The sequence below is a fragment of the Photorhabdus kleinii genome (assembly GCF_025384885.1).
Taxonomy (GTDB): Bacteria; Pseudomonadota; Gammaproteobacteria; order Enterobacterales; family Enterobacteriaceae; genus Photorhabdus; species Photorhabdus kayaii.
Genome location: NZ_JAJAFY010000002.1, coordinates 71,844 through 91,154 on the forward strand (window position 1 = coordinate 71,844; position 19,311 = coordinate 91,154).

The 19,311-nt window shown below is 38.7% G+C and carries 20 protein-coding genes and 1 pseudogene; 9 read left to right on the plus strand and 12 right to left on the minus strand.

The features are described 5' to 3' along the window. Nucleotides 1–302: 302 nt before the first annotated feature. Nucleotides 303–1,133, plus strand: coding sequence for a KilA-N domain-containing protein (locus LG003_RS02105; RefSeq protein WP_262980060.1), 831 nt, complete (start codon nucleotides 303–305; stop codon nucleotides 1,131–1,133). A gap of 7 nt (nucleotides 1,134–1,140) precedes the next feature. Continuing rightward, nucleotides 1,141–1,752, plus strand: coding sequence for a recombinase family protein (locus LG003_RS02110; RefSeq protein ID WP_152962125.1), 612 nt, complete (start codon nucleotides 1,141–1,143; stop codon nucleotides 1,750–1,752). 135 nt (nucleotides 1,753–1,887) lie between these two features. Here LG003_RS02110 and LG003_RS02115 read toward each other — a convergent pair whose 3' ends face one another. Next, nucleotides 1,888–2,457 (minus strand): hypothetical protein, encoded by a 570-nt coding sequence (locus LG003_RS02115; protein ID WP_262980061.1) that lies wholly within the window; start codon nucleotides 2,455–2,457, stop codon nucleotides 1,888–1,890. A gap of 155 nt (nucleotides 2,458–2,612) precedes the next feature. After that, nucleotides 2,613–3,932, minus strand: a complete 1,320-nt coding sequence (gene xylA / locus LG003_RS02120) for a xylose isomerase (protein ID WP_262980062.1) — start codon at nucleotides 3,930–3,932, stop codon at nucleotides 2,613–2,615. A gap of 194 nt (nucleotides 3,933–4,126) precedes the next feature. On the opposite strand from xylA, the gene LG003_RS02125 reads away from it, so the two are divergent. Next, the gene (locus tag LG003_RS02125; RefSeq protein ID WP_112875936.1) at nucleotides 4,127–5,311 is read left to right on the plus strand and encodes a XylR family transcriptional regulator; all 1,185 of its coding nucleotides are present in this window, start codon (nucleotides 4,127–4,129) and stop codon (nucleotides 5,309–5,311) included. Nucleotides 5,312–5,350: 39 nt separating this feature from the next. On the opposite strand, the gene LG003_RS02130 is transcribed toward LG003_RS02125, so the two are convergent. Continuing rightward, the gene (locus LG003_RS02130; RefSeq protein ID WP_262980063.1) at nucleotides 5,351–6,793 is read right to left on the minus strand and encodes a 6-phospho-beta-glucosidase; all 1,443 of its coding nucleotides are present in this window, start codon (nucleotides 6,791–6,793) and stop codon (nucleotides 5,351–5,353) included. Between the two features lie 41 nt (nucleotides 6,794–6,834). Beyond that, entirely contained in the window at nucleotides 6,835–8,148 is a 1,314-nt protein-coding gene (locus LG003_RS02135) for a glycoside hydrolase family 30 protein (RefSeq protein ID WP_262980064.1), read from the minus strand. A 346-nt stretch (nucleotides 8,149–8,494) separates the two neighbouring features. On the opposite strand from LG003_RS02135, the gene LG003_RS02140 reads away from it, so the two are divergent. Then, on the plus strand, nucleotides 8,495–9,373 hold the full coding sequence (locus tag LG003_RS02140) for a PhzF family phenazine biosynthesis protein (RefSeq protein ID WP_262980065.1): 879 nt from the start codon (nucleotides 8,495–8,497) through the stop codon (nucleotides 9,371–9,373). Between the two features lie 66 nt (nucleotides 9,374–9,439). Here LG003_RS02140 and LG003_RS02145 read toward each other — a convergent pair whose 3' ends face one another. Then, nucleotides 9,440–9,757 carry a helix-turn-helix domain-containing protein gene (locus LG003_RS02145; RefSeq protein ID WP_262980066.1) on the minus strand — a complete coding sequence of 106 codons (318 nt, stop codon included), beginning with the start codon at nucleotides 9,755–9,757 and terminating at the stop codon, nucleotides 9,440–9,442. Between the two features lie 116 nt (nucleotides 9,758–9,873). Between LG003_RS02145 and LG003_RS02150 the strand changes: the two genes are divergently transcribed. Next, nucleotides 9,874–10,782 carry a LysR family transcriptional regulator gene (locus LG003_RS02150; protein ID WP_262980067.1) on the plus strand — a complete coding sequence of 303 codons (909 nt, stop codon included), beginning with the start codon at nucleotides 9,874–9,876 and terminating at the stop codon, nucleotides 10,780–10,782. 57 nt (nucleotides 10,783–10,839) lie between these two features. On the opposite strand, the gene nemA is transcribed toward LG003_RS02150, so the two are convergent. Next, nucleotides 10,840–11,952: an alkene reductase gene (nemA, locus tag LG003_RS02155; protein WP_262980068.1), complete on the minus strand. Its 1,113-nt coding sequence runs from the start codon at nucleotides 11,950–11,952 to the stop codon at nucleotides 10,840–10,842. Nucleotides 11,953–12,308: 356 nt separating this feature from the next. Here nemA and LG003_RS02160 point away from each other — a divergent pair. From LG003_RS02160 to LG003_RS02170, 3 genes and pseudogenes are all read left to right on the plus strand, one after another. Continuing rightward, nucleotides 12,309–12,446: pseudogene (locus LG003_RS02160) on the plus strand (type II toxin-antitoxin system RelE family toxin); the annotation flags it as partial. A gap of 270 nt (nucleotides 12,447–12,716) precedes the next feature. Continuing rightward, nucleotides 12,717–14,048 carry an aspartate aminotransferase family protein gene (locus tag LG003_RS02165; RefSeq protein ID WP_262980069.1) on the plus strand — a complete coding sequence of 444 codons (1,332 nt, stop codon included), beginning with the start codon at nucleotides 12,717–12,719 and terminating at the stop codon, nucleotides 14,046–14,048. 432 nt (nucleotides 14,049–14,480) lie between these two features. Continuing rightward, nucleotides 14,481–15,662 (plus strand): DmpA family aminopeptidase, encoded by a 1,182-nt coding sequence (locus LG003_RS02170; protein WP_112875944.1) that lies wholly within the window; start codon nucleotides 14,481–14,483, stop codon nucleotides 15,660–15,662. 251 nt (nucleotides 15,663–15,913) lie between these two features. On the opposite strand, the gene LG003_RS02175 is transcribed toward LG003_RS02170, so the two are convergent. The 6 genes from LG003_RS02175 to LG003_RS02200 all read right to left on the minus strand — a co-directional run bounded on the left by LG003_RS02175 (nucleotide 15,914) and on the right by LG003_RS02200 (nucleotide 19,044). Then, entirely contained in the window at nucleotides 15,914–16,195 is a 282-nt protein-coding gene (locus LG003_RS02175; RefSeq protein WP_262980070.1) for a hypothetical protein, read from the minus strand. A 664-nt stretch (nucleotides 16,196–16,859) separates the two neighbouring features. Beyond that, a complete protein-coding gene (locus LG003_RS02180) occupies nucleotides 16,860–17,126 on the minus strand; it encodes an LCI fold-containing protein (RefSeq protein WP_112875945.1) in 267 nt (88 codons plus the stop codon). A 507-nt stretch (nucleotides 17,127–17,633) separates the two neighbouring features. Continuing rightward, on the minus strand, nucleotides 17,634–18,023 hold the full coding sequence (locus LG003_RS02185) for a type II toxin-antitoxin system death-on-curing family toxin (protein ID WP_112875946.1): 390 nt from the start codon (nucleotides 18,021–18,023) through the stop codon (nucleotides 17,634–17,636). Then, the gene (locus LG003_RS02190) at nucleotides 18,020–18,241 is read right to left on the minus strand and encodes a type II toxin-antitoxin system Phd/YefM family antitoxin (protein ID WP_112875947.1); all 222 of its coding nucleotides are present in this window, start codon (nucleotides 18,239–18,241) and stop codon (nucleotides 18,020–18,022) included. Before LG003_RS02190 ends, LG003_RS02185 begins: the two co-directional genes overlap by 4 nt. Nucleotides 18,242–18,515: 274 nt before the next feature. Continuing rightward, nucleotides 18,516–18,809 (minus strand): type II toxin-antitoxin system RelE/ParE family toxin, encoded by a 294-nt coding sequence (locus LG003_RS02195; RefSeq protein ID WP_162119924.1) that lies wholly within the window; start codon nucleotides 18,807–18,809, stop codon nucleotides 18,516–18,518. Next, nucleotides 18,802–19,044 carry a type II toxin-antitoxin system ParD family antitoxin gene (locus LG003_RS02200; RefSeq protein ID WP_262980071.1) on the minus strand — a complete coding sequence of 81 codons (243 nt, stop codon included), beginning with the start codon at nucleotides 19,042–19,044 and terminating at the stop codon, nucleotides 18,802–18,804. The genes LG003_RS02195 and LG003_RS02200 overlap by 8 nt, the downstream gene beginning before the upstream one ends. A gap of 99 nt (nucleotides 19,045–19,143) precedes the next feature. Between LG003_RS02200 and LG003_RS02205 the strand changes: the two genes are divergently transcribed. Continuing rightward, entirely contained in the window at nucleotides 19,144–19,308 is a 165-nt protein-coding gene (locus tag LG003_RS02205; RefSeq protein WP_262980072.1) for a hypothetical protein, read from the plus strand. The last annotated feature ends 3 nt before the right edge of the window (nucleotides 19,309–19,311 follow it).

Here is a 19,311-nt window from a genome sequence, read left to right on the forward strand (position 1 = left end):
TGGGTAAGCAAAATTTCTAGTATTGCGATAAACAACATACTGCATCTCAGAACACCCTATGCTATTCTTTCATGTGAAATCATAACGTCCCCAAAATGACACATTAAAACTATTATTAGCTATAATGGATAATTATTAGAACATTATCAACTGAGTTGATATGAATTGCGTTGCTAATTCACTTAATAGACATAGATTTATATACAGTTTATATTATATCTTTCCATCCGTATTTAGGCTAAAACAAGACTGTCATTTAAACCTTCGTTTAACTGACACATCAAAAGTGAGAAAAAAGGTTTATGGCGCAAAAAATTGATGTCCGGGGTATAAAAGTCTCTGTCTTTTCCGACAAACAAGATGACTATATATCGCTATCTGACATCGCTAAGTACAAAGATGGCGACCGCAGTGATTACATTCTGCAAAACTGGATGAGAAACCGCAGTACCATTGAGTTTATCGGTTTGTGGGAACAGCTCCATAATCCCGATTTTAATTCCATCGAATTCGATGGATTTAAACATGAAGCGGGCGCAAACAGTTTCTCTCTCACGCCAAAACGCTGGATCACAACCACCAATGCAATCGGGATCATATCGAAAGCGGGCAGATATGGCGGAACCTATGCGCATCGGGATATTGCTTTTGAGTTTGCTTCCTGGATCAGCGCGGAGTTTAAGCTCTATCTATTAAAAGAATTCCAGCGGCTCAAACAAGCAGAAAATGAACAGAAAAATCTGGAATGGAATGTTTCGCGCACTCTGGCCAAAGTCAACTATCATATTCATACAGAGTCAATAAAAACGAACATTATTCCCGCCCTGGAGCTTAACCCAAAAGCAAGAAACTTTGCTTACGCTAATGAGGCCGATATATTGAATCTGGCTTTGTTTGGCAAGACAGCCAGTGACTGGCGTAAAGAGAACCCGGAACTAAAAGGCAATATACGGGATTATGCCACACTGGAACAGCTTGTCGTGTTATCTAATTTAGAAAGCTTCAATGCTGAACTTATCGAGCAAGGCCTCTCTGCAAACGACAGGTTCCAAAAGCTGAATCGCGTTGCGGTCAGTCAAATGAAGATACTGATAGAAAACAAATCCATTGAAAAACTTAAACAATTAAAATAGGTCGTTCATGCGAATTGGGTATACCCGTGTCTCCAAATCTGATGGAAGTCAGGTGCAGGATCTCCAACTGGATGCTTTACTTGCTGCCGGTGTTAATAAAGAAAACATCTATCAGGATGAAATATCCGGGAAGTCAGACAAACGTCCTGGATTGGATGCCTGTTTGAAAGCCCTCAGGCCTGGCGATGTGTTAATGGTATGGAAGCTTGACAGACTTGGCCGAAGCTTAAAACACCTGGTGAATACTATCCATGATCTTGCGGATCGAAAAATAGGATTTAAGGTACTGACCGGGCAAGGTGCGGAAATTGATACGACGACGGCCAGTGGCAAATTGGTCTTTGGGATTTTTGCCGCGCTGGCCGAATTTGAACGGGAGTTGATCAGTGAACGAACAAAAGCAGGGCTGGCAGCGGCCAGAGCAAGAGGACGTGAAGGTGGACGTTCTTTTAAACTCACAAAATCTCAGGTTCGCCTGGCACAAGCTTCCATGAAAAGTAGGGATTGTAGCGTATCTGAATTATGTGAAGAGCTTGGGATTAGCAGGCAGGCTATCTATAAGTATGTAGGGCCAGATGGGGAACTCAGAGAACACGGCAAAAGAGTATTAAAATCTTAGCGCTAACTGAGTACCCATTTTTTTCCTCATCAGCTTTGAACCCTATCGGGGGATGGGCAAAAATAGCCCATATCAAAACGGGTAACTCTCAACCTTTCAAGGTGTTTTGTCAAATTTGGTTGTGACTAATACAAGTCAATTACCAAAAAGATCTTCCATCCTATGTTTGGTATGTTCAATCAATCCTTCAATTTCTGGGGGAGGTGTTGAACCACAATGAATATCACAGAACAATATCGGATCTGAGCCTCTTGACAAATAAAAACCTTGAGGATCTTTTAATTTTGATTCCCTGGCTGCACATAAAGCTCGTAAAATTCTTTTTAACCTTTCTTTATCACTCTCCATATTAATAAAGTTCCTAAGATTCGCCTCCCCACCATGAGAAATTTGAAAGAAACGATTATTACTATTACTCGTATCAATTCGTTTCATCTTAATAAAAGTGGCTTCCTCACTACGAGTCATACCATTGGCAGCTTGAAATGAAAATGTAGCATTAAAAACATCTAAGTATACGTTTGGCAATCCATAATTAATATCAGCATTTCTAAAACAATGTTCAACAGAACTGCCTAGATTCATTGGTTTATAAACTATATTATTAAGCATATACAAATATCCGCCCTTCGCCTCACGAGAATTTACTTTCTCTGCTTCATCAAGAGCAATAATTTTACCATTCTTTAATTTTATTTCAGCCATCTTATAATACCTATTTAATTGTTGGGAAATATGTATTCATATATCAACAATAAAACAGATTGTTATTTATACAGAGATAAAATATTAATTTTCTGACAAATCATAAAATGTAAAGATTTACAAAAAGTGGTCTAGAGAATTAGCCAATAATTAATTTAATCATAAATATAGCGATTAATAAGATTTTCGAGTAATTCCTGTTGTCCACTTCGATGTTTAGGTTCCTGAACTAATGTTTCTGCATAATGAGCCACTTCATCAAGTGTCATTTTTCCTTCAAGAATATTTCTACCTAGTTCACTATTCCAACCAGAATAACGCTGAGCGACATACTCATCTAATTTACCGTCTACTAATATTTTCACCGCACTCTTTAATGATAAAGCCATAGTATCGATGGCGCCGATATGCCCATAAAACAGATCATCAATATCAATACTTTGACGGCGAACTTTTGCATCGAAATTTAAACCACCTGTCGTAAAACCACCGGCTTTTAAGATTTCATACATTACCAGAGAATTCTCCTCGACACTATTCGGAAATTGATCGGTATCCCAGCCAAGTTGAGCATCCCCGCGATTGGCATCAATAGAACCAAATATTCCCAATGCAATCGCTGTGGCGACTTCATGCTGAAAGGAGTGTCCAGCTAATGTGGCGTGGTTAGCTTCAATATTCACCTTAATTTCATTTTCTAAGCCAAACTGTTTTAGGAAACCATAAACGGTAGCCACATCATAATCATATTGGTGTTTAGTCGGCTCCTGAGGTTTAGGTTCAACTAATAATGTTCCCTGAAAACCAATTTTATATTTGTAATCCACAACCATTTGCATAAAACGGCCGATTTGTTCTCTTTCTTGACGTAAATCTGTATTGAGCAAACTTTCATAACCTTCACGTCCGCCCCACAGTACATAATTTTCACCACCCAGTTTTTTAGTCATTTGCATAACTTGACAGACTTGTGCTGATGCATAAGCGAAAATATTAAGATCTGGATTAGTTGCCGCACCGGCAGCATAACGAGGATGTGTAAAACAGTTTGCCGTTCCCCATAACAATTTAACGCCAGTCTCTGCTTGTTTATCTGCAAGAATATCGGACATGACGTCCAAATTATAAATATATTCTTTTAAACAACAACCTTCAGGGGCAACATCAATATCATGGAAACAATAAAAAGGAATATTGAGCTTGTAGAAAAATTCAAAAGCGACATCAGCTTTAAGCTTAGCCAGTTCTAAAGCGTCACCTCCTGTTTGCCAAAAACGCTCAAATGCCCCAGAACCAAACATATCCGTACCATTCCAACAGAAACTGTGCCAATAGCAGACGGCAAAACGCAGATGATCTTTCATCTTTTTGCCTAAAATAATCTCTTCTGGGTTGTAATGACGAAAAGCTAATGGATTATTACTTTGCCTACCTTCGTAACTAATTCTATTTATTCCCTCAAAATACGGCTGCATATCTGCCTCTATCTAATAGGTATATGTGTGTATAAAATTTTGTTCATCAATGTCGCTATTTTCAATTGCGTTATTTTATTTCTTCATTAAGATTATTGTTAATTGTGTGATTTATCTCATAATTTATCATTAATTTAACCCTGAAAATAGAAAAATAATTATGATTAAGATTGTATAAATCAATAAGGAAATAAATGATGAATAGACGATACCATATAACACTATTATTTAACGCCAATAAAGCTTATGATCGTCAAGTGATAGAAGGGATAGGTGAATATTTACAGGCATTTCAATGTAATTGGGATATCTTCATTGAAGAAGATTTCACCACGAAATTAAATAGTTTGAAAACTTTGCAGAGTGATGGAATTATTGCTGATTTTGATGATATAGAAATCCAGCGTACTTTCAGTCAGTTAGACATTCCTGTTATTGGTGTCGGCGGCTCTTATCACCAAGAAAATCACTATCCTGCGGCTCATTATATTGCGACAAATAACTTCGCTTTAATAGAAAGTGCATTTAATCATTTAAAAGATAAAGGTATTAAACGTTTTGCATTTTATGGTTTACCTCAGACAAGTGGTAAACGATGGGCAATAGAGCGTGAATACGCTTTCCGACAATTAGTCGAAAAAGAAAAATATCAAGGTGTGGTGTATCAAGGAATGGAGACGACACCAGAAAATTGGTTTTACGCACAAAATAGATTAAAAAATTGGATTCAAACTTTACCCCCAAATACAGGCGTTATCGCAGTAACGGATGCCAGAGCTAGACATATTTTAGCCGCATGTGAACATTTAAATATTCCTATTCCTGATAAACTCTGTGTTATAGGCATAGATAATGAAGAAATAGCCCGTTTTCTTTCACGTACTGAGCTCTCTTCCGTTGTGCAAGGTACACAACAAATGGGTTACCAAGCAGCAAAATTGCTTCATCAGCTTTTTAAAGGTTACATTCCTAAAAAATATCATCGCCAATTAATTCCACCTTTAAAGGTTATTGCAAGGCAATCGACAGATTTTCGGGCATTAAATGATCCCGCAGTTATTCAAGCAATGCATTATATTCGTCATAACGCGTGTAAAGGGATAAGAGTTGAACAAGTTATTGATGCTATTGGTATGTCTCGTTCTAATCTTGAAAACCGTTTTAAAAGTGAATTTGGTCAAACAATTCATACTATCATTCATAATGAGAAATTAGGTAAAGTAAAAAATCTTTTAATCCACACCTCTATTTCAATCAGTGAAATTGTTACCGTTTGCGGCTACTCTTCTTTACATTATTTTTACTCCATGTTCAAACGAAATTATAATATGACACCTAAAGAGTATCGAGATAAATATAAAATTACCAAAAAGAATTAAATAAGCCATCCTCAAAAAATAGGATAGCTTTTAATTTAATTAGATATCTTCGCCGTTCATTGCTATGACTTTTTTATACCAATAAAAACTCTTTTTCTTATAACGTACAAAATCCCCATTTCCATTATCATCAACATTGACATAAATAAATCCATATCGTTTACGATATTCACCGGTCGAAAAAGAGACACAATCGATACATCCCCATGCAGTATAACCGAGGATATCAACACCATCGAATAAAATAGATTTTTTAATTTCAGATAGGTGTGATGCTAAATATTCAATACGATAATCATCATTGATAACACTATCTTGAGGTAATTTATCAACGGAACCCAACCCATTTTCAACGATAAAAATAGGTTTCTGATAACGTTCATATAATTCAGATAAACTGTATCGAATACCTATAGGATCAATTTGCCACTCCCATTCAGAGGATTTTAAATAGGGATTGAGTTTTCCTTTTTCAAAGAAGGATAGGGATTGGCTATTTTTTTCTAACATCTCTGTAGATGAAGCGACGATATTACTCATATAATAGCTTATCGCTAAATAATCAGCGCAACCTCCCCGTAACCAATTTAAATCGCCATCTTCAATATGAAGTTCTATCTTTTTTCTTTCCCATTCTTTAATAAGATAAGATGGATAATATCCACGAAGTTGAACATCACTAAAAAGATATTTCTGACGCATAGCTTGTTGTGCATATAAAACATCTTCTGGCTTACAGCTCGCTGGATATAATGGCGACATATGGATCATGCAGCCAATTTTAAAATTAGGATTTATTTCATGGCCTAATTTGACAACTTTTGCACTAGCAACAAATTGATGATGAATAGTCTGATACATAACCTGTTCTGGATTGTCGTAATCCTGATAAATCACACCTGAATTACAATAACCAAATAGTGGATATTGCCAATTTATTTGGTTATTAATTTCATTAAATGTAATCCAATATTTGACTTTATTTTTATATCTTTCCATAACCACCAGGCTAAAATTCATGAAAAAGTCTATTAATTTTCGGTTATACCAACCACCATATTCCTTAACCAAATAATAAGGCATTTCAAAGTGAGATAAGGTAATAATGGGTTCAATATTATATTTCAATAATTCATCAATAAGGCCATCGTAAAACTTTAAGCCGGCTTCGTTAGGTTGTAATTCATCACCATGAGGAAAAATTCTTGACCAAGCAATTGATGTCCTAAAACATTTGAATCCCATTTCTGCAAATAGTGCAATATCATCTTTATAATGGGAATAAAATTTCACACCTTGATGATTAGGATAGATTTTATTTTCCTCAATACCATTAGTTATGACACGATCAACACCGTGCTCTCCTTTTGTCATAACATCAGCAATGCTCATTCCTTTACCATCCTGATTCCAATGACCTTCAACTTGGTTAGCGGCAACCGCGCCGCCCCATAAAAAACCGGTAGGGAATTTATTCTTCATAGGTAACTCCTGATTATTATCTTCATCAAAAATCTATTTTCTTAATTAAATATAATAGAATTAATTGAGTTATTCTCCAAATAAACAGACCAAATATCATTATTATAACTAATATTTATTTTTTTCTTTTCTTTATAAGAGTTATTTATATTCACCACTAGGGAACCCGATTTGTTCTCGAAAGCAACGGCATTTCCTGACATATTACCTTCTAACTCAACATGTTGCGCATCAGGTAAAATTAAACCCGAAAAATGGCGCATGACATAATACTCTGGATTATATATCACTTTATTTATTCCTTTTGGAATACTTATCATACTATTCTGTTTCCAACCCCAACTACTTTCTTCCCCTGAATGTAGCACCATATTCCAGTAAAAATAACCATTAGCACCATTAGTTAAATAATGTCTGAAAAGTGTAAATACATAATGAGCATATTCCCAACTATTATGACCATCACCACATTCATTTTCAGTTTGATAATATCTTAATTCCGGGTAGCTTTGTACCGTTCTTTGGATAGCATTTTTTCCTTGCCATTGATAACCAACGCCTTTTATATATTTATAGGCGTCTATGTCACGCAATACACAATTTGCATAATCATCATAATCCTGTCCAATTTCTTTAGAGAACTCAGGGGCATTAATAGTACCTAGCCAAATCTCAGTTTTTACATTATTTTGTTCGAATTTCGGTCCGAGATGGTTTTTTATAAAATCTCTTAATTGCTCACCGTTCCATACACAAGAAGGGAACTTTTGATCCGCAGCAACCTCATTCTGAATATGAATTTGATCAATTGAAATGCCTTCTTTCTGATACTCTTCAACAAATTTTACAAAATATAAAGCATATGCATCCTGACTTTGAGCATCACTCTTTAATCTACCAAAATTATAAACTTGATGGGTTTTAAGCCATACCGGAGGGCTCCACGGTGAAGCAGATATTTTTAAATTTGGTTGCCTTTCTAAAGCCTCTTTTATATAGGGAACAAGTAAACGTTTATCTCTTTTAATGGAGAAATTATCCATACTATAATCATCTTCAATATCGTTTAAACTATACCAAGAAACTGCATAATCACTGGCACCAATAGGCATCCTGGCTAATGTTAATTTACACTCTCCATCCGGTGAAAATAATTTATCTAGCACTACTTTTCTATTTTCTTTATCCAGACTTAATAAAGCTTTCATCCCAAGCTCATTGAAACAACCACCAAAGCCATCTAGTTTTCGACCTCGTTTATTAGTAATAACTAAATTGGCTTTTTCATCTGTTTTTATGATCGATAATCCTTCTTTCCATTGTTCTTTATCATTTGTATAGATAAGTCTAATCATGATTTATTATTTCCCATAAAAGTATCAATTCATTACAATAAATTAAACACAATTATTTTAACATTAGTATTATGTTATTTCACAAAGGGTTTAATTTAATTGTTTTATTTGAGTTTCATCACATATACTCTACCGAAATTATTTTTTTATTATAAACCACCCTGTTAATAATATATACCCTATGGATTTCAAGATGCATCGCGACGGCAAGGGGGGTATAGATGCTTAAATTAAAGGGTAGGATATAAACTACTTTTGAGAAAATAAGAGTAACGTTATGATAGTCTTGATATATTTTCACTGATATATTGCTAAACCACCTTCAACATCATAAAAAGGAAATTTTATGTCTCTCGTACCATTTAAGCAGGTTGATGTATTCACTCACCGGCCTTTTAAAGGAAATCCCGTTGCCGTTGTCATGGATGCCAAGGGACTCACACCAATACAGATGCAGGCCATTGCTAACTGGACCAATCTTTCCGAGACTACTTTTGTTCTTCCCGTAGAAAACCCTCTAGCAGATTACCGTGTACGGATTTTCACTCCCGGCAGTGAACTTCCTTTTGCCGGTCATCCTACGATCGGTACCGCACATGCTCTGCTTGAAGCCGGTTTAATTCAGGCGAGAGAAGGGCGTATTGTGCAGGAATGTGGGGCGGGGCTGATTACATTGAACATTACTGAAATGGAAAGTGGTCATAAATCAATCACCTTCGAACTGCCGGAACCCGCCATCACATTGCTTAGTGCCGAACAGATAGATCGCCTCGAAAGTATTCTGGGTTGCCCGTTAGATCGCGCGTTAACACCGGCACTTATTGATGTCGGAGCTCGCTGGATTGTCGCTCATACTACGGGAGCAGAAGCCGTGCTAGCAGCAGAACCTGATTATGCCAAATTGTGCGAGCATGACACGCAAATGAACATCACCGGGGTTTGTCTGTATGGTGCCTACCGTGAGGGGACAGAAACTGATATTGAAGTACGATCTTTCGCCCCATCATGCGGTGTCAATGAAGACCCTGTTTGCGGTAGTGGAAATGGTAGTGTTGCCGCATTTATGCGCCACCACAAGGTAGCAATGATTGACGATAAAATCGTTCATTCATCACAAGGCAAAAAACTTGGCCGTCAGGGAAGCATATGGCTCAGCCATTCTGACGGTAAGATTTTTGTCGGCGGTGGTGCTGTGACTTGTATCAATGGCACCATTACGATATAAATTCCGAAAGAGCACTTGCAACGTCGGAAAACATCTGTTTTCCGACAGGGTACGGGGAATGAATCATTAGTAGATCCCTAATTCTTGAGCCTGATTAGCTAGTTCCCTCATAGCCTCCATACTTTCAGCGTTACGCTGCTTTTTATATTCCATCAGATCAGCAAAACGAATACGCCGGTGTCGACCTGTTTTATGGAAAGGAAGACAACCATCTTCCAGAAGTTTAACCATATGAGGTCGCGATACATTCAATATGTTTGCAGCTTCTTGAGTTGTTTCAAGTTTTGTTGAAAGGAACGCAGCAAATTCACGCAACCCCTTTTCGGCTATTTCACTTTCGTGTTTAGCTGGAAGATTTACATCAGAGAAAGTAGAAGTAATCATGTTTAGCACCTGTTAGTCATTTCACTTTAAAAAACTAAACGAAAAACACAACAAACGAAATAAACGCAACGTGACTGTTTTAAGCAGCCTATCCTCAGAATATTTTAGGAGCATAAATGGAATTAAATCGAATCGGTGATATTGCAGCCTTCGTTGCTGCGGTACGGGCCGGAAGTTATACGCAAGCTGCGGGTTCTATGGGACTTACCCGCTCCGCTATTGGTAAGAGCATTGTGCGCCTGGAGACCCGCTTAGGCGTAAGATTGCTAAACCGAACAACGCGGCGGCTTAGCCTGACAGATGAAGGACGCATTATGTTCGAACGCTGTCGTCAAATTCTTGAAGACCTCGAAGAGGTAGATAACACGATGGCGATGCGCAGGGTAAACCCGACCGGGACGCTGAAATTAACCGCACCGATCTCCTTAGGGAAGCGCCATATTCTTTCCTTGCTAGAAACTTTCCTGAAACGCTGGCCTGAACTACAGGCGGATATTGCCTTTACTGATCGTTATATTGACTTGATCGAGGAAGGATTCGATATTGCCATCCGCATTGGTGAACCGAAAGATGATTCTCGTATCCTTACACGTACCATCGCTACTCAGCGGATGATTACCTGTGCGTCACCGGATTATTTGGCCCGGCGAGGTGTACCTCAAACGCCACAAGCGCTGCATGAGCATGACACCATTTTCTTCCAGAGTGCGGATAGACGCCGCACCTGGCGTTTTGGGACTGCGGAAGAAACCTACGTTTTCGACGGGCCGGGACGTCTAAACATAGATAGCGCGGAAACCATGCTCGAATCAGCGCTGGCAGGGTTCGGTATCATTCATCTACCTAGCTATGTTGTTGGTCGGGATCTTAGTAACGGTAAGCTTATCCCCGTATTGGAAAATTATCATGTTGAACCTGAACCTATCCGAATCATTTATCCAAGTAAAAAGCATCTTTCCCCTCGCATTCGAGGATTTATTGACCTATTGGTAGAGAGCTGGGAAGACGGAGTGCCTTGGGAGTAGCAGGTGAAAGCGCTTTAATGGCAGTGATTATCACCGCCATTAAAGCGCACTGTATGATTACGCGCTTAACTGCTCTAAGGTAGGATAATCGATGTACCCTTCCGGGCCATTAGCATAGAAGAATTCTGGACGCGGCTCATTCAGGGGCGCATCAATTCTCAGGCGCTCAACTAAGTCAGGATTAGCGATAAAGTTTCGTCCGAATGCCACAGCATCAATTAATCCTTTTTCAATCAGTCTCTCCGCTTTCTCGGCAGTATAGGCGCCTGCCGCAACAATCACACCAGGATAAACCTCGCGAATAGTTTGACGAAATGCTTCACTGAAAGGTTCTCCTCCAGTCCAATCAAGCTCGGAAATGTGTAGATAAGCCAGATTACGTTTTGCTAACTCGCGGATCAGGTAAAGTGCTGCTTTCTCCTTATCTTCATAATGACTTAGACCATCATATGGCCCTAACGGATAGATACGGATGCCAATCCGATCAGAACTCCAACTTTCAATAGCAGCATCCACCACTTCCAAAGCGAATCGCGCACGGTTCTCAATACTGCCACCATATTCATCATCACGCTGATTAGCAGAAGGAGATAAGAACTGATGAATAAGGTAACCATGTGCAGCATGGATTTCCATCATGTCAAAGTTAGCTTCTTGTGCATTGATGGCTGCCTGACGGAAGTCATTGACAATCTGATGAATTTCATCTCTCTCCAGAGCACGTGGCTTAGAGGTGTTGATTCGAATCACATTGCCTTTAGCGTCTCGCACCGAAGTCCGCGCGTTAGCCGATATCGCAGAAGGTGCCACAGGGGCTAGTTGCTCCGGCTGGAGAGAAGAGTGAGACATTCGCCCCGTATGCCATAGTTGCACGTTGCTAAGACCGCCAGCCTGATGAATTCCTTCATTAATTTTTTTCCAGGCACTTATCTGTTCAGGAGTATGCAGCCCCGGTGCGCCTGAATAACCTTTTGCCTGAAATGAAACCTGCGTCGCCTCAGTGATGATCAACCCAGCACTGGCACGTTGACGATAATATTCAGCCATCATTGGCGTGGGAATATCGCCGGGTTCAGTATTTCGTAAGCGAGTGAGCGGCGCCATAAAAATACGATTGGGCGTAGTAATAGCACCTACTTTTAATGGATTAAACAGATGGGGAAACTTCATAAATCCTCCTTTATATGAGACTGCGAAATATCCAGACAAGAAAACGTAATTGCATTATTTTTTGGTGAGAAGAAGGGTAATTGGTAGGAAAGTTAGGTTCAATAGTTTTAATTTGACGCACAAATCCAGGTTATTCATAATGCATTGTTTTAATTGACTTTAATTTCAATTAGGGAGAGTGCGTACCTTAATATGGGAGCGATATTCCCCAAGTTACTAATAATCAAACCTCAGCATTGACTCAATGGCATTAAGTAACATCGGAAGAATTTAATATGAAATTCATCTGATTTCACTGAATAATGAAGGGAAGGGGAATTAAGAGTAGATATATTGAAATAAAGTCAAAGGCTGGCTACAAAATAAAATTACGCGCTTCTGGTTTTCGCTTGGTTTATGAGGTCATGGATAATGTGTTGATTATCACCGTGGTAGCAGTTGGTAAGCGCGAACGGAGTGAAGCGTATGAACTGGCAAGTAAGAGACTAAGATAGGTAAGGAAATGTCAGATACACTGTCGTTAGTTATGATGCAAAATTCAAATGAAGGAGATAAAGATTGTTGAATCTAGTATTAAATTCACAGTTGGCTGCACTCGCTCACCCCGGTCACATCGTTATCTATGCTCCCGGGGATTCACTCCCTTGCCGTCGCGATGCATCTTGAAATCCATAGGGTATATATGTAATTTAGTTATTTATCGTTGGCGAAAATAGGAGTGTTGAACTAAACTCAAATTTTACTTTTGTGAGAGGAAGTTAGCTATGTCTGAAACTCGTTTTTCTGAATCGTTAAACCTGCAATCTCACTGGATGCCATTCAGTGCCAACCGAAATTTCCAACGCGATCCACGCCTTATCGTTGCTGCCGAAGGGCAATGGCTAAAGGACGATAAAGGGCGCCAAATTTATGACAGTCTCTCCGGTCTTTGGACCTGTGGAGCGGGCCATACCCGGACAGAAATTCAGCAAGCTGTCGCTACCCAATTGAGCACCCTCGATTACTCACCAGGCTTTCAGTTCGGTCATCCCTTATCGTTTCAACTGGCAGAAAAAATTGCCAATTTAACACCCGGTGATCTCAACCACGTCTTTTTCACCAGCTCAGGTTCTGAATCTGTAGATACCGTGGTCAAAATGGCACGAGCTTACTGGCGAGTAAAAGGCCAACCCGAGAAAACTAAACTGATTGGCCGTGCACGTGGTTATCACGGTGTCAATATTGCGGGTACCAGTTTGGGGGGGATTGGTAACAACCGCAAAATGTTCGGACAGTTAATGGATGTAGATCACTTACCCCATACATTGCAGAGCGGTATGGCGTTTACACCGGGTATGGCGGAAACCGGCGGCGTGGAATTGGCCAACGAGATGCTCAAGTTGATCGAACTGCATGATGCCTCCAATATTGCGGCAGTTATTGTCGAGCCTGTGTCCAGTTCCGCCGGTGCGATTATTCCGCCCAAAGGGTATCTACAGCGTCTGCGTGAAATTTGTGATCAACATAATATTTTGTTGATTTTTGATGAAGTTATTACTGGTTTTGGTCGCATGGGACGCTGGACTGGCGCTGAATATTTTGGTGTGACGCCAGATCTGCTTAACTTTGCCAAACAAATTACCAATGGCGCCATTCCTCTGGGAGGCGTAGTGGCAAGCAGTGAAATTTATGAGGCCTTTATGTCCCAGCCTCTACCGGAACACTCCGTGGAGTTTAGTCATGGTTATACCTATTCTGCACATCCCGTAGCCTGTGCTGCCGGGTTAGTAACTTTAGATCTGTTGGATAAAGAACATCTTATCCAACGCTCTGCTGAACTTGCTCCTCATTTCGAAATGGCACTTCACTCTCTCACAAACTGCCCAAATGTGACCGACATCCGCAATTGTGGCTTAGTGGGAGCAATTGAATTGGCTGCCCGTGACGGTGATGCCGCTATACGTCCTTTTGATGCCAGCATGGCGCTTTGGAAAGCAGGTTTTTACGTACGCTTTAGCGGTGATACGCTGCAATTCGGGCCTATGTTCAATGCTGAACGAGCCGATTTGGATCGGCTTTTTGACGCCGTTGGGGAAGTATTGCATCACATTGGCTGAGGTGAGGGACGAATAGAAGGGTGACAATGTGCCGTTATAGAAATTTATAACTGACGTAAAATTTAACGCTCACTTGATAGGTGAGCGTTTAGAGATAATGCGAGAAATAATAATGATTCCGAACAACGAATTGGCATGTTGTGGGTGCCGTACTACGTCTGCGCTCTGGCGAAATTGTAACACTTGAGGCAAATGTTGGCCGTATTGCAGTTTGTGCAGAAGCCCATGTGGTATGTGCCGAGAACTGATTTCTGACTATACTTCCTGCTAAATATCAGCGGAATATCACAATAAATTGTAAACTTAAATAATATAATTACGTAATAGTGCAAAAGGGTATATCGACTGGTCAAAAACCAATCCCTTTCGTATTGGATCTTCATGTTCTGAATCTTAAGCCTTCGAGTTAATTTGGTATAACAAGGAGTAGTTATGAAAATATTAAATATTATAATTTTATCTCTATCGTCAGTGATAGCTTCTAATTCTTTAGCCGATGAGATTAGAGCAAGGGATTTAGGCATTCCTTTCTCTGGAGTAACTGGGAAATATAATGCGATTACAGATGTTAGTGGTGTAGAAGTTGGCTATTCAACCATAATAGAAGGCGATGGAAAGCTAGAGGTTGGAAAAGGCCCAATAAGAACAGGCGTGACAGCTATATTGCCAAGAGGAAAGAAATTTAGCCCGGTATTTTCCAGTACATTCTCTTTAAATGGAAATGGAGATATGACAGGCAATCAATGGGTCAAAGAAAGTGGTTTTCTGGAAACGCCAATATTAATAACCAACACTCATAGTGTTGGTGTTGTTAGAGACTCAACAATTAGCTGGATGTTTGATAATAATTTAACATCACCACTAAAAGATGATTTATTTTGGTTATTACCTGTGGTAGCAGAAACGTGGGATGGAATATTAAATGATATAAACGGTATGCATGTAAAAAAAGAACATGTATATCATGCGTTAAATAGTGCTAAATCAGGGCCGATAGAAGAGGGTAATGTTGGCGGCGGAACTGGAATGAACCTTTTTAAGTTTAAGGGAGGCACAGGTACTTCATCAAGAATTCTGGATAAGAAAGATGGCGGATATACTGTTGGCGTTCTCGTTCAAGGCAACTTTGGCGATAGAGATGACTTGATTATTTCTGGAATTCCGGTTGGTAAAGAAATAAAGGATCTCAACCCGATATATCATGGAGACAAGAAAAAAATAAAGGATGCCGGCTCTATAATAGCAGTGGTAGCCACAGATGCACCATTAGCTCCTCACCAATTAGAAAAAATAGCTAAAAGAGTATCTCTTGGGCTTGCAAAAGTAGGTGGGGTAGCCAGGAATACGAGCGGTGAGATATTTATTGCATTTTCAACCGCAAATAATGATGTTTTCTCTAGAAAGGATATAAGAACAATAAAAATGCTGTCAAATGACAAACTAGATCCTTTGTATGAGGCCACAATAAATGCAACAGAAGAAGCAATAATTAATGCTATGATCACCGCAAAAAAAATGGTTGGGAGAAATGGCAATACTTCGTTTTCTATTCCTAAAGATAGAGTTAAAGAGATATTGAAAAAATATAATGTCTTAGTATCACCTGAAATGTAATTTTTTAAACCTCGACTGACCATTTTATGTATATTTAACATGTGTTGGTTGAGGTTAACATGAACAAGGAAGGGTACACAAACTCCAACAAAGTCATCGGTGCCTTCATCGAGAAATGAATATTATGTTTAAAGTCAATCAACACTTTTAATACATAGCCAATAAAGGAAAAATAGGAAATATAATTATTCATGATAAAAGAAAAAACCCCGCTATTTTAAACAGGGTTTATCTGTATTCTTAAAAAGCCTTTAATTTAATCTACCTGTATAGAGAGCTTGGAAAGCCTTACCTCCAGTGTGGAGTTCACAAGATCCAACAAGATAGTAAAGATTCCATGTCATCCATCCAAATTTAGTATTCTCCGAAAATGAAATAGGCAAATTATCATCAGGATTAACAACATATCTAACATATATACCGTTAACAAGATATTCTGGTTCCTGAGAATTACAAGGTGCTGCCGATGCAGTCCCAATTCCTCCAATTAATACTGTTACTAATGCCCCAACTGTTAATAATTTCTTGAACATAAAACTTCTCCTCAAATAGTTTCAGAATTTATATATTTAATTTAAACGTATTACTTACCAAAATCATATGTGATAATGCATGCAAAATATAAATCACCACATCGATGATGTTACAATTTTAAAATTCAAAAACTGCTTATATTTTTCATCCTAGATTGGATTAGGTTGGAAACCTAACTTCCATTTATCATAATAGTACCAGAAATCAAAAAAGCAAATCTAACTTATAAGGATAATTTATTTTTCTATAGTTTTCCATGAAATCATCTTGAATATCAATATATTTAACTTCTCTGTAATTAACGGTAATACTTCATATTCTATTCCTAAAGATAGAGTTAAAGAGATATTAAAAAAACATAATGTCTTAGTATCACCTGAAATGTAATTTTTTAAACCTCGACTGACCATTTTATGTATATTTAACATGTGTTTGTTGAGGTTAACATGAACAAGAAAGGGTACACAAACTCCAACAAAGTCATCGGTGCCTTCATCGAGAAATGAATATTATGTTTAAAGTCAATCAACACTTTTAATACATAGCCAATAAAGGAAAAATAGGAAATATAATTATTCATGATAAAAGAAAAAACCCCGCTATTTTAAACGGGGCTTGTCAATGTGTTGGAAACATCTAACAAGATCTGTAAGATATTATCTTTTACCTAGGACGCTCATAGTAACCAGCCCATTTATCGCCGTCACACGCTGTAACGTGTCCTTTAAAATACCATGTACTTCCACTATATTTAAATACATTTGCAAAATTATTATAAGGATTAACAACCCACATGGAATTACCCACAATAAGCCTATCAGTAATATACCGATCTCCACACTTGTATGTCGCTCCAGCTGCCGATGCAGTCCCAACTCCTCCAATTAATGCTGTTGCTAATGCCCCAACTGTTAATAATTTCTTGAACATAAAATTCTCCTTAAATAGTTTCAGAATTTACATATTTAGACGTATTTTTTACCAAAATCATATGTGATAATGCATGCAAAATCTAAATCATCACATCGATGATGTTACAATTTTAAAATTCAAAAACTGCTTATATTTTTCATCCTAGATTGGATTAGGTTGGAAACCTAACTTCCATTTATCATAATAGTACCAGAAATCAAAAAAGCAAATCTAATCTATAATGATAATTTATTTTCCTATAGTTTTATATGAAAATATCTTTAATGCCAGTATATTTAATTTGTTTTGTATACAATTAGTTTCACGAAAAACTTTTTTATACTTAATTGTTTTCTTATTATTAATGGCATAGGAAAAATCTTCTATTGGAATATTTTAGAACAACCCATAATCCTACAGAATTAGGGCATGTTATAATGAGTTTAATTTGTGAGTAGTAGAGAAGGGTGATACTTCAGGATATTCAGAAAATAATAATCAAATTGCTTAAATACCAAAACATAGTTAAAGTGAATCCGAATTGTCCACTAATTCTCGCAAATATTGAGCCAACTGACTGACAGTTTTCTCACCGGTAGCAGCTTCTACAGTTAAGTTTTCCAGAGTATTGTTGTTATCACGAATGCGAATACCATTACGCCAAAGAAAGCTCATGGTCACGAGAAATGCGGTCCGCTTATTACCGTCATTAAAGATATGACCACGAGCAATCGCTACCCAGTAAGTTGCGGCGAGTTCAAAAAGGTCAGTAACGCCTTCATAGTGAACTCGGTTTTGCACACGATAAATCAATGCCTGCGCTCTACCAGGATCTGCTATCCCGGCAATGCCGGGAAAACGTCGCAGTATGCGATCATGGAAGGCAATAACTTCTTGAGCACTTACCCAAATCATCGGTCAGTCAACGCCGCTATTGTGTGACCATGACGTTGCATCATGGCATCAAACTCGGCATCCAGCTTTGCATTCTGATACACCTCGAATTCCGCTTTACTGATCACTACGGCAGCGCTGCCATCCCGACGGGTGATTTCAACGGGCTCACCATTGACTGCGATATCCAGCACCACAGAAATATTGGCTCTGGCCTGAGTTGAAGTATAGGTTTGCATGGTTATCTCCTTAGGTAGAAGTAGGTGTACACATGCAATGTACATATAAAACGTACATCATTCAACTCACCGTAACACTGGAAAAGGGAGGGATGTCAAAAATCACCTAGTCTATGCGAAGTTGTTTATTGTCTAAGGTTATTTAACATAATATACATTAGGCGCACCATGATAGCCAAATAAGAAATAAGTGATGAAGGCGCTTAACAACTAGATAAGCAGCAAACTAATATTGAAGACTTTTAAACTTAGAGTAACAATCATCACCATGGACTTATTCTGGAAAATCGAATATATCAACGTCCATCGACTGGTGAATGACGCGTGAAATGAAGATATCGTCATCCTGCAACATGTAATAGATGGAATGCTTCTTGAACTCGAAGCGGCGCATTCCTGCGCATATCCAATCACATTCCCTGCCAATCCAGGGAGATGTGGCTAATAGCTCGAAAGTTCTTTTCAGTTCATCGTGATAACGCCTCGCCTGATTTTGACCAAACTGCTGTATCGTATAACGGGCAATATGAAATATGTCTTCATCAGCCAACTCGGAGAACTTATACATTTAAGTCCTTCGCTGCCATTACAAAAATATCATCCATGCTGTTTTTGCTGACAGAGGAATTCAGACCAGCCAGCACCATTTCACGAACATTCTGAATACGCTGCTCGCGAGCCTCCATCAGGCGCAAAGCATCGCGGACAACTTCGGATGTGTTGCCATAACGACCAGATTGGATCATCTCACCAACGAACCCGTTGAAGTGCTCACCAAGGGTAACACTAGTTACTCGTGCCATAAAATTCGTCTCTTCATGTATTACTGAGTAATACAATTATAGCAAGGCATAATAATGATCGCCAGCGGACTATGTTTGTACACTGCCCGCTAACCATGCGTGAATACATCGAAAAAAATGGAAAACCTGCCTCGTTCCTACAGCGACAAACACGCCGGACCGGCACGACGCAGTTTGGACGGGTTTAACACCGAGTTTATCTGTACTAACAGCTCTCAGGTTGTTAAAGGTCGTCTCCGAGTATACCTTGTCGTACCTGAGTGATTT

What these genes read in the sequence shown, in the direction of transcription:
- xylA (WP_262980062.1), bottom strand. Translation starts at nt 3,932, where the DNA reads ATGCAGCCGTATTTTGAGGGAATAAATAGAATTAGTTACGAAGGTAGG.
- LG003_RS02135 (WP_262980064.1), bottom strand. Translation starts at nt 8,148, where the DNA reads ATGATTAGACTTATCTATACAAATGATAAAGAACAATGGAAAGAAGGA.
- LG003_RS02180 (WP_112875945.1), bottom strand. Translation starts at nt 17,126, where the DNA reads ATGTTCAAGAAATTATTAACAGTTGGGGCATTAGCAACAGCATTAATT.
- LG003_RS02175 (WP_262980070.1), bottom strand. Translation starts at nt 16,195, where the DNA reads ATGTTCAAGAAATTATTAACAGTTGGGGCATTAGTAACAGTATTAATT.
- LG003_RS02140 (WP_262980065.1), top strand. Translation starts at nt 8,495, where the DNA reads ATGTCTCTCGTACCATTTAAGCAGGTTGATGTATTCACTCACCGGCCT.
- nemA (WP_262980068.1), bottom strand. Translation starts at nt 11,952, where the DNA reads ATGAAGTTTCCCCATCTGTTTAATCCATTAAAAGTAGGTGCTATTACT.
- LG003_RS02200 (WP_262980071.1), bottom strand. Translation starts at nt 19,044, where the DNA reads ATGGCACGAGTAACTAGTGTTACCCTTGGTGAGCACTTCAACGGGTTC.
- LG003_RS02130 (WP_262980063.1), bottom strand. Translation starts at nt 6,793, where the DNA reads ATGAAGAATAAATTCCCTACCGGTTTTTTATGGGGCGGCGCGGTTGCC.
- LG003_RS02125 (WP_112875936.1), top strand. Translation starts at nt 4,127, where the DNA reads ATGATGAATAGACGATACCATATAACACTATTATTTAACGCCAATAAA.
- LG003_RS02150 (WP_262980067.1), top strand. Translation starts at nt 9,874, where the DNA reads ATGGAATTAAATCGAATCGGTGATATTGCAGCCTTCGTTGCTGCGGTA.
- LG003_RS02195 (WP_162119924.1), bottom strand. Translation starts at nt 18,809, where the DNA reads ATGTATAAGTTCTCCGAGTTGGCTGATGAAGACATATTTCATATTGCC.
- LG003_RS02185 (WP_112875946.1), bottom strand. Translation starts at nt 18,023, where the DNA reads ATGATTTGGGTAAGTGCTCAAGAAGTTATTGCCTTCCATGATCGCATA.
- LG003_RS02105 (WP_262980060.1), top strand. Translation starts at nt 303, where the DNA reads ATGGCGCAAAAAATTGATGTCCGGGGTATAAAAGTCTCTGTCTTTTCC.
- LG003_RS02115 (WP_262980061.1), bottom strand. Translation starts at nt 2,457, where the DNA reads ATGGCTGAAATAAAATTAAAGAATGGTAAAATTATTGCTCTTGATGAA.
- LG003_RS02165 (WP_262980069.1), top strand. Translation starts at nt 12,717, where the DNA reads ATGTCTGAAACTCGTTTTTCTGAATCGTTAAACCTGCAATCTCACTGG.
- LG003_RS02145 (WP_262980066.1), bottom strand. Translation starts at nt 9,757, where the DNA reads ATGATTACTTCTACTTTCTCTGATGTAAATCTTCCAGCTAAACACGAA.
- LG003_RS02110 (WP_152962125.1), top strand. Translation starts at nt 1,141, where the DNA reads ATGCGAATTGGGTATACCCGTGTCTCCAAATCTGATGGAAGTCAGGTG.
- LG003_RS02190 (WP_112875947.1), bottom strand. Translation starts at nt 18,241, where the DNA reads ATGCAAACCTATACTTCAACTCAGGCCAGAGCCAATATTTCTGTGGTG.
- LG003_RS02170 (WP_112875944.1), top strand. Translation starts at nt 14,481, where the DNA reads ATGAAAATATTAAATATTATAATTTTATCTCTATCGTCAGTGATAGCT.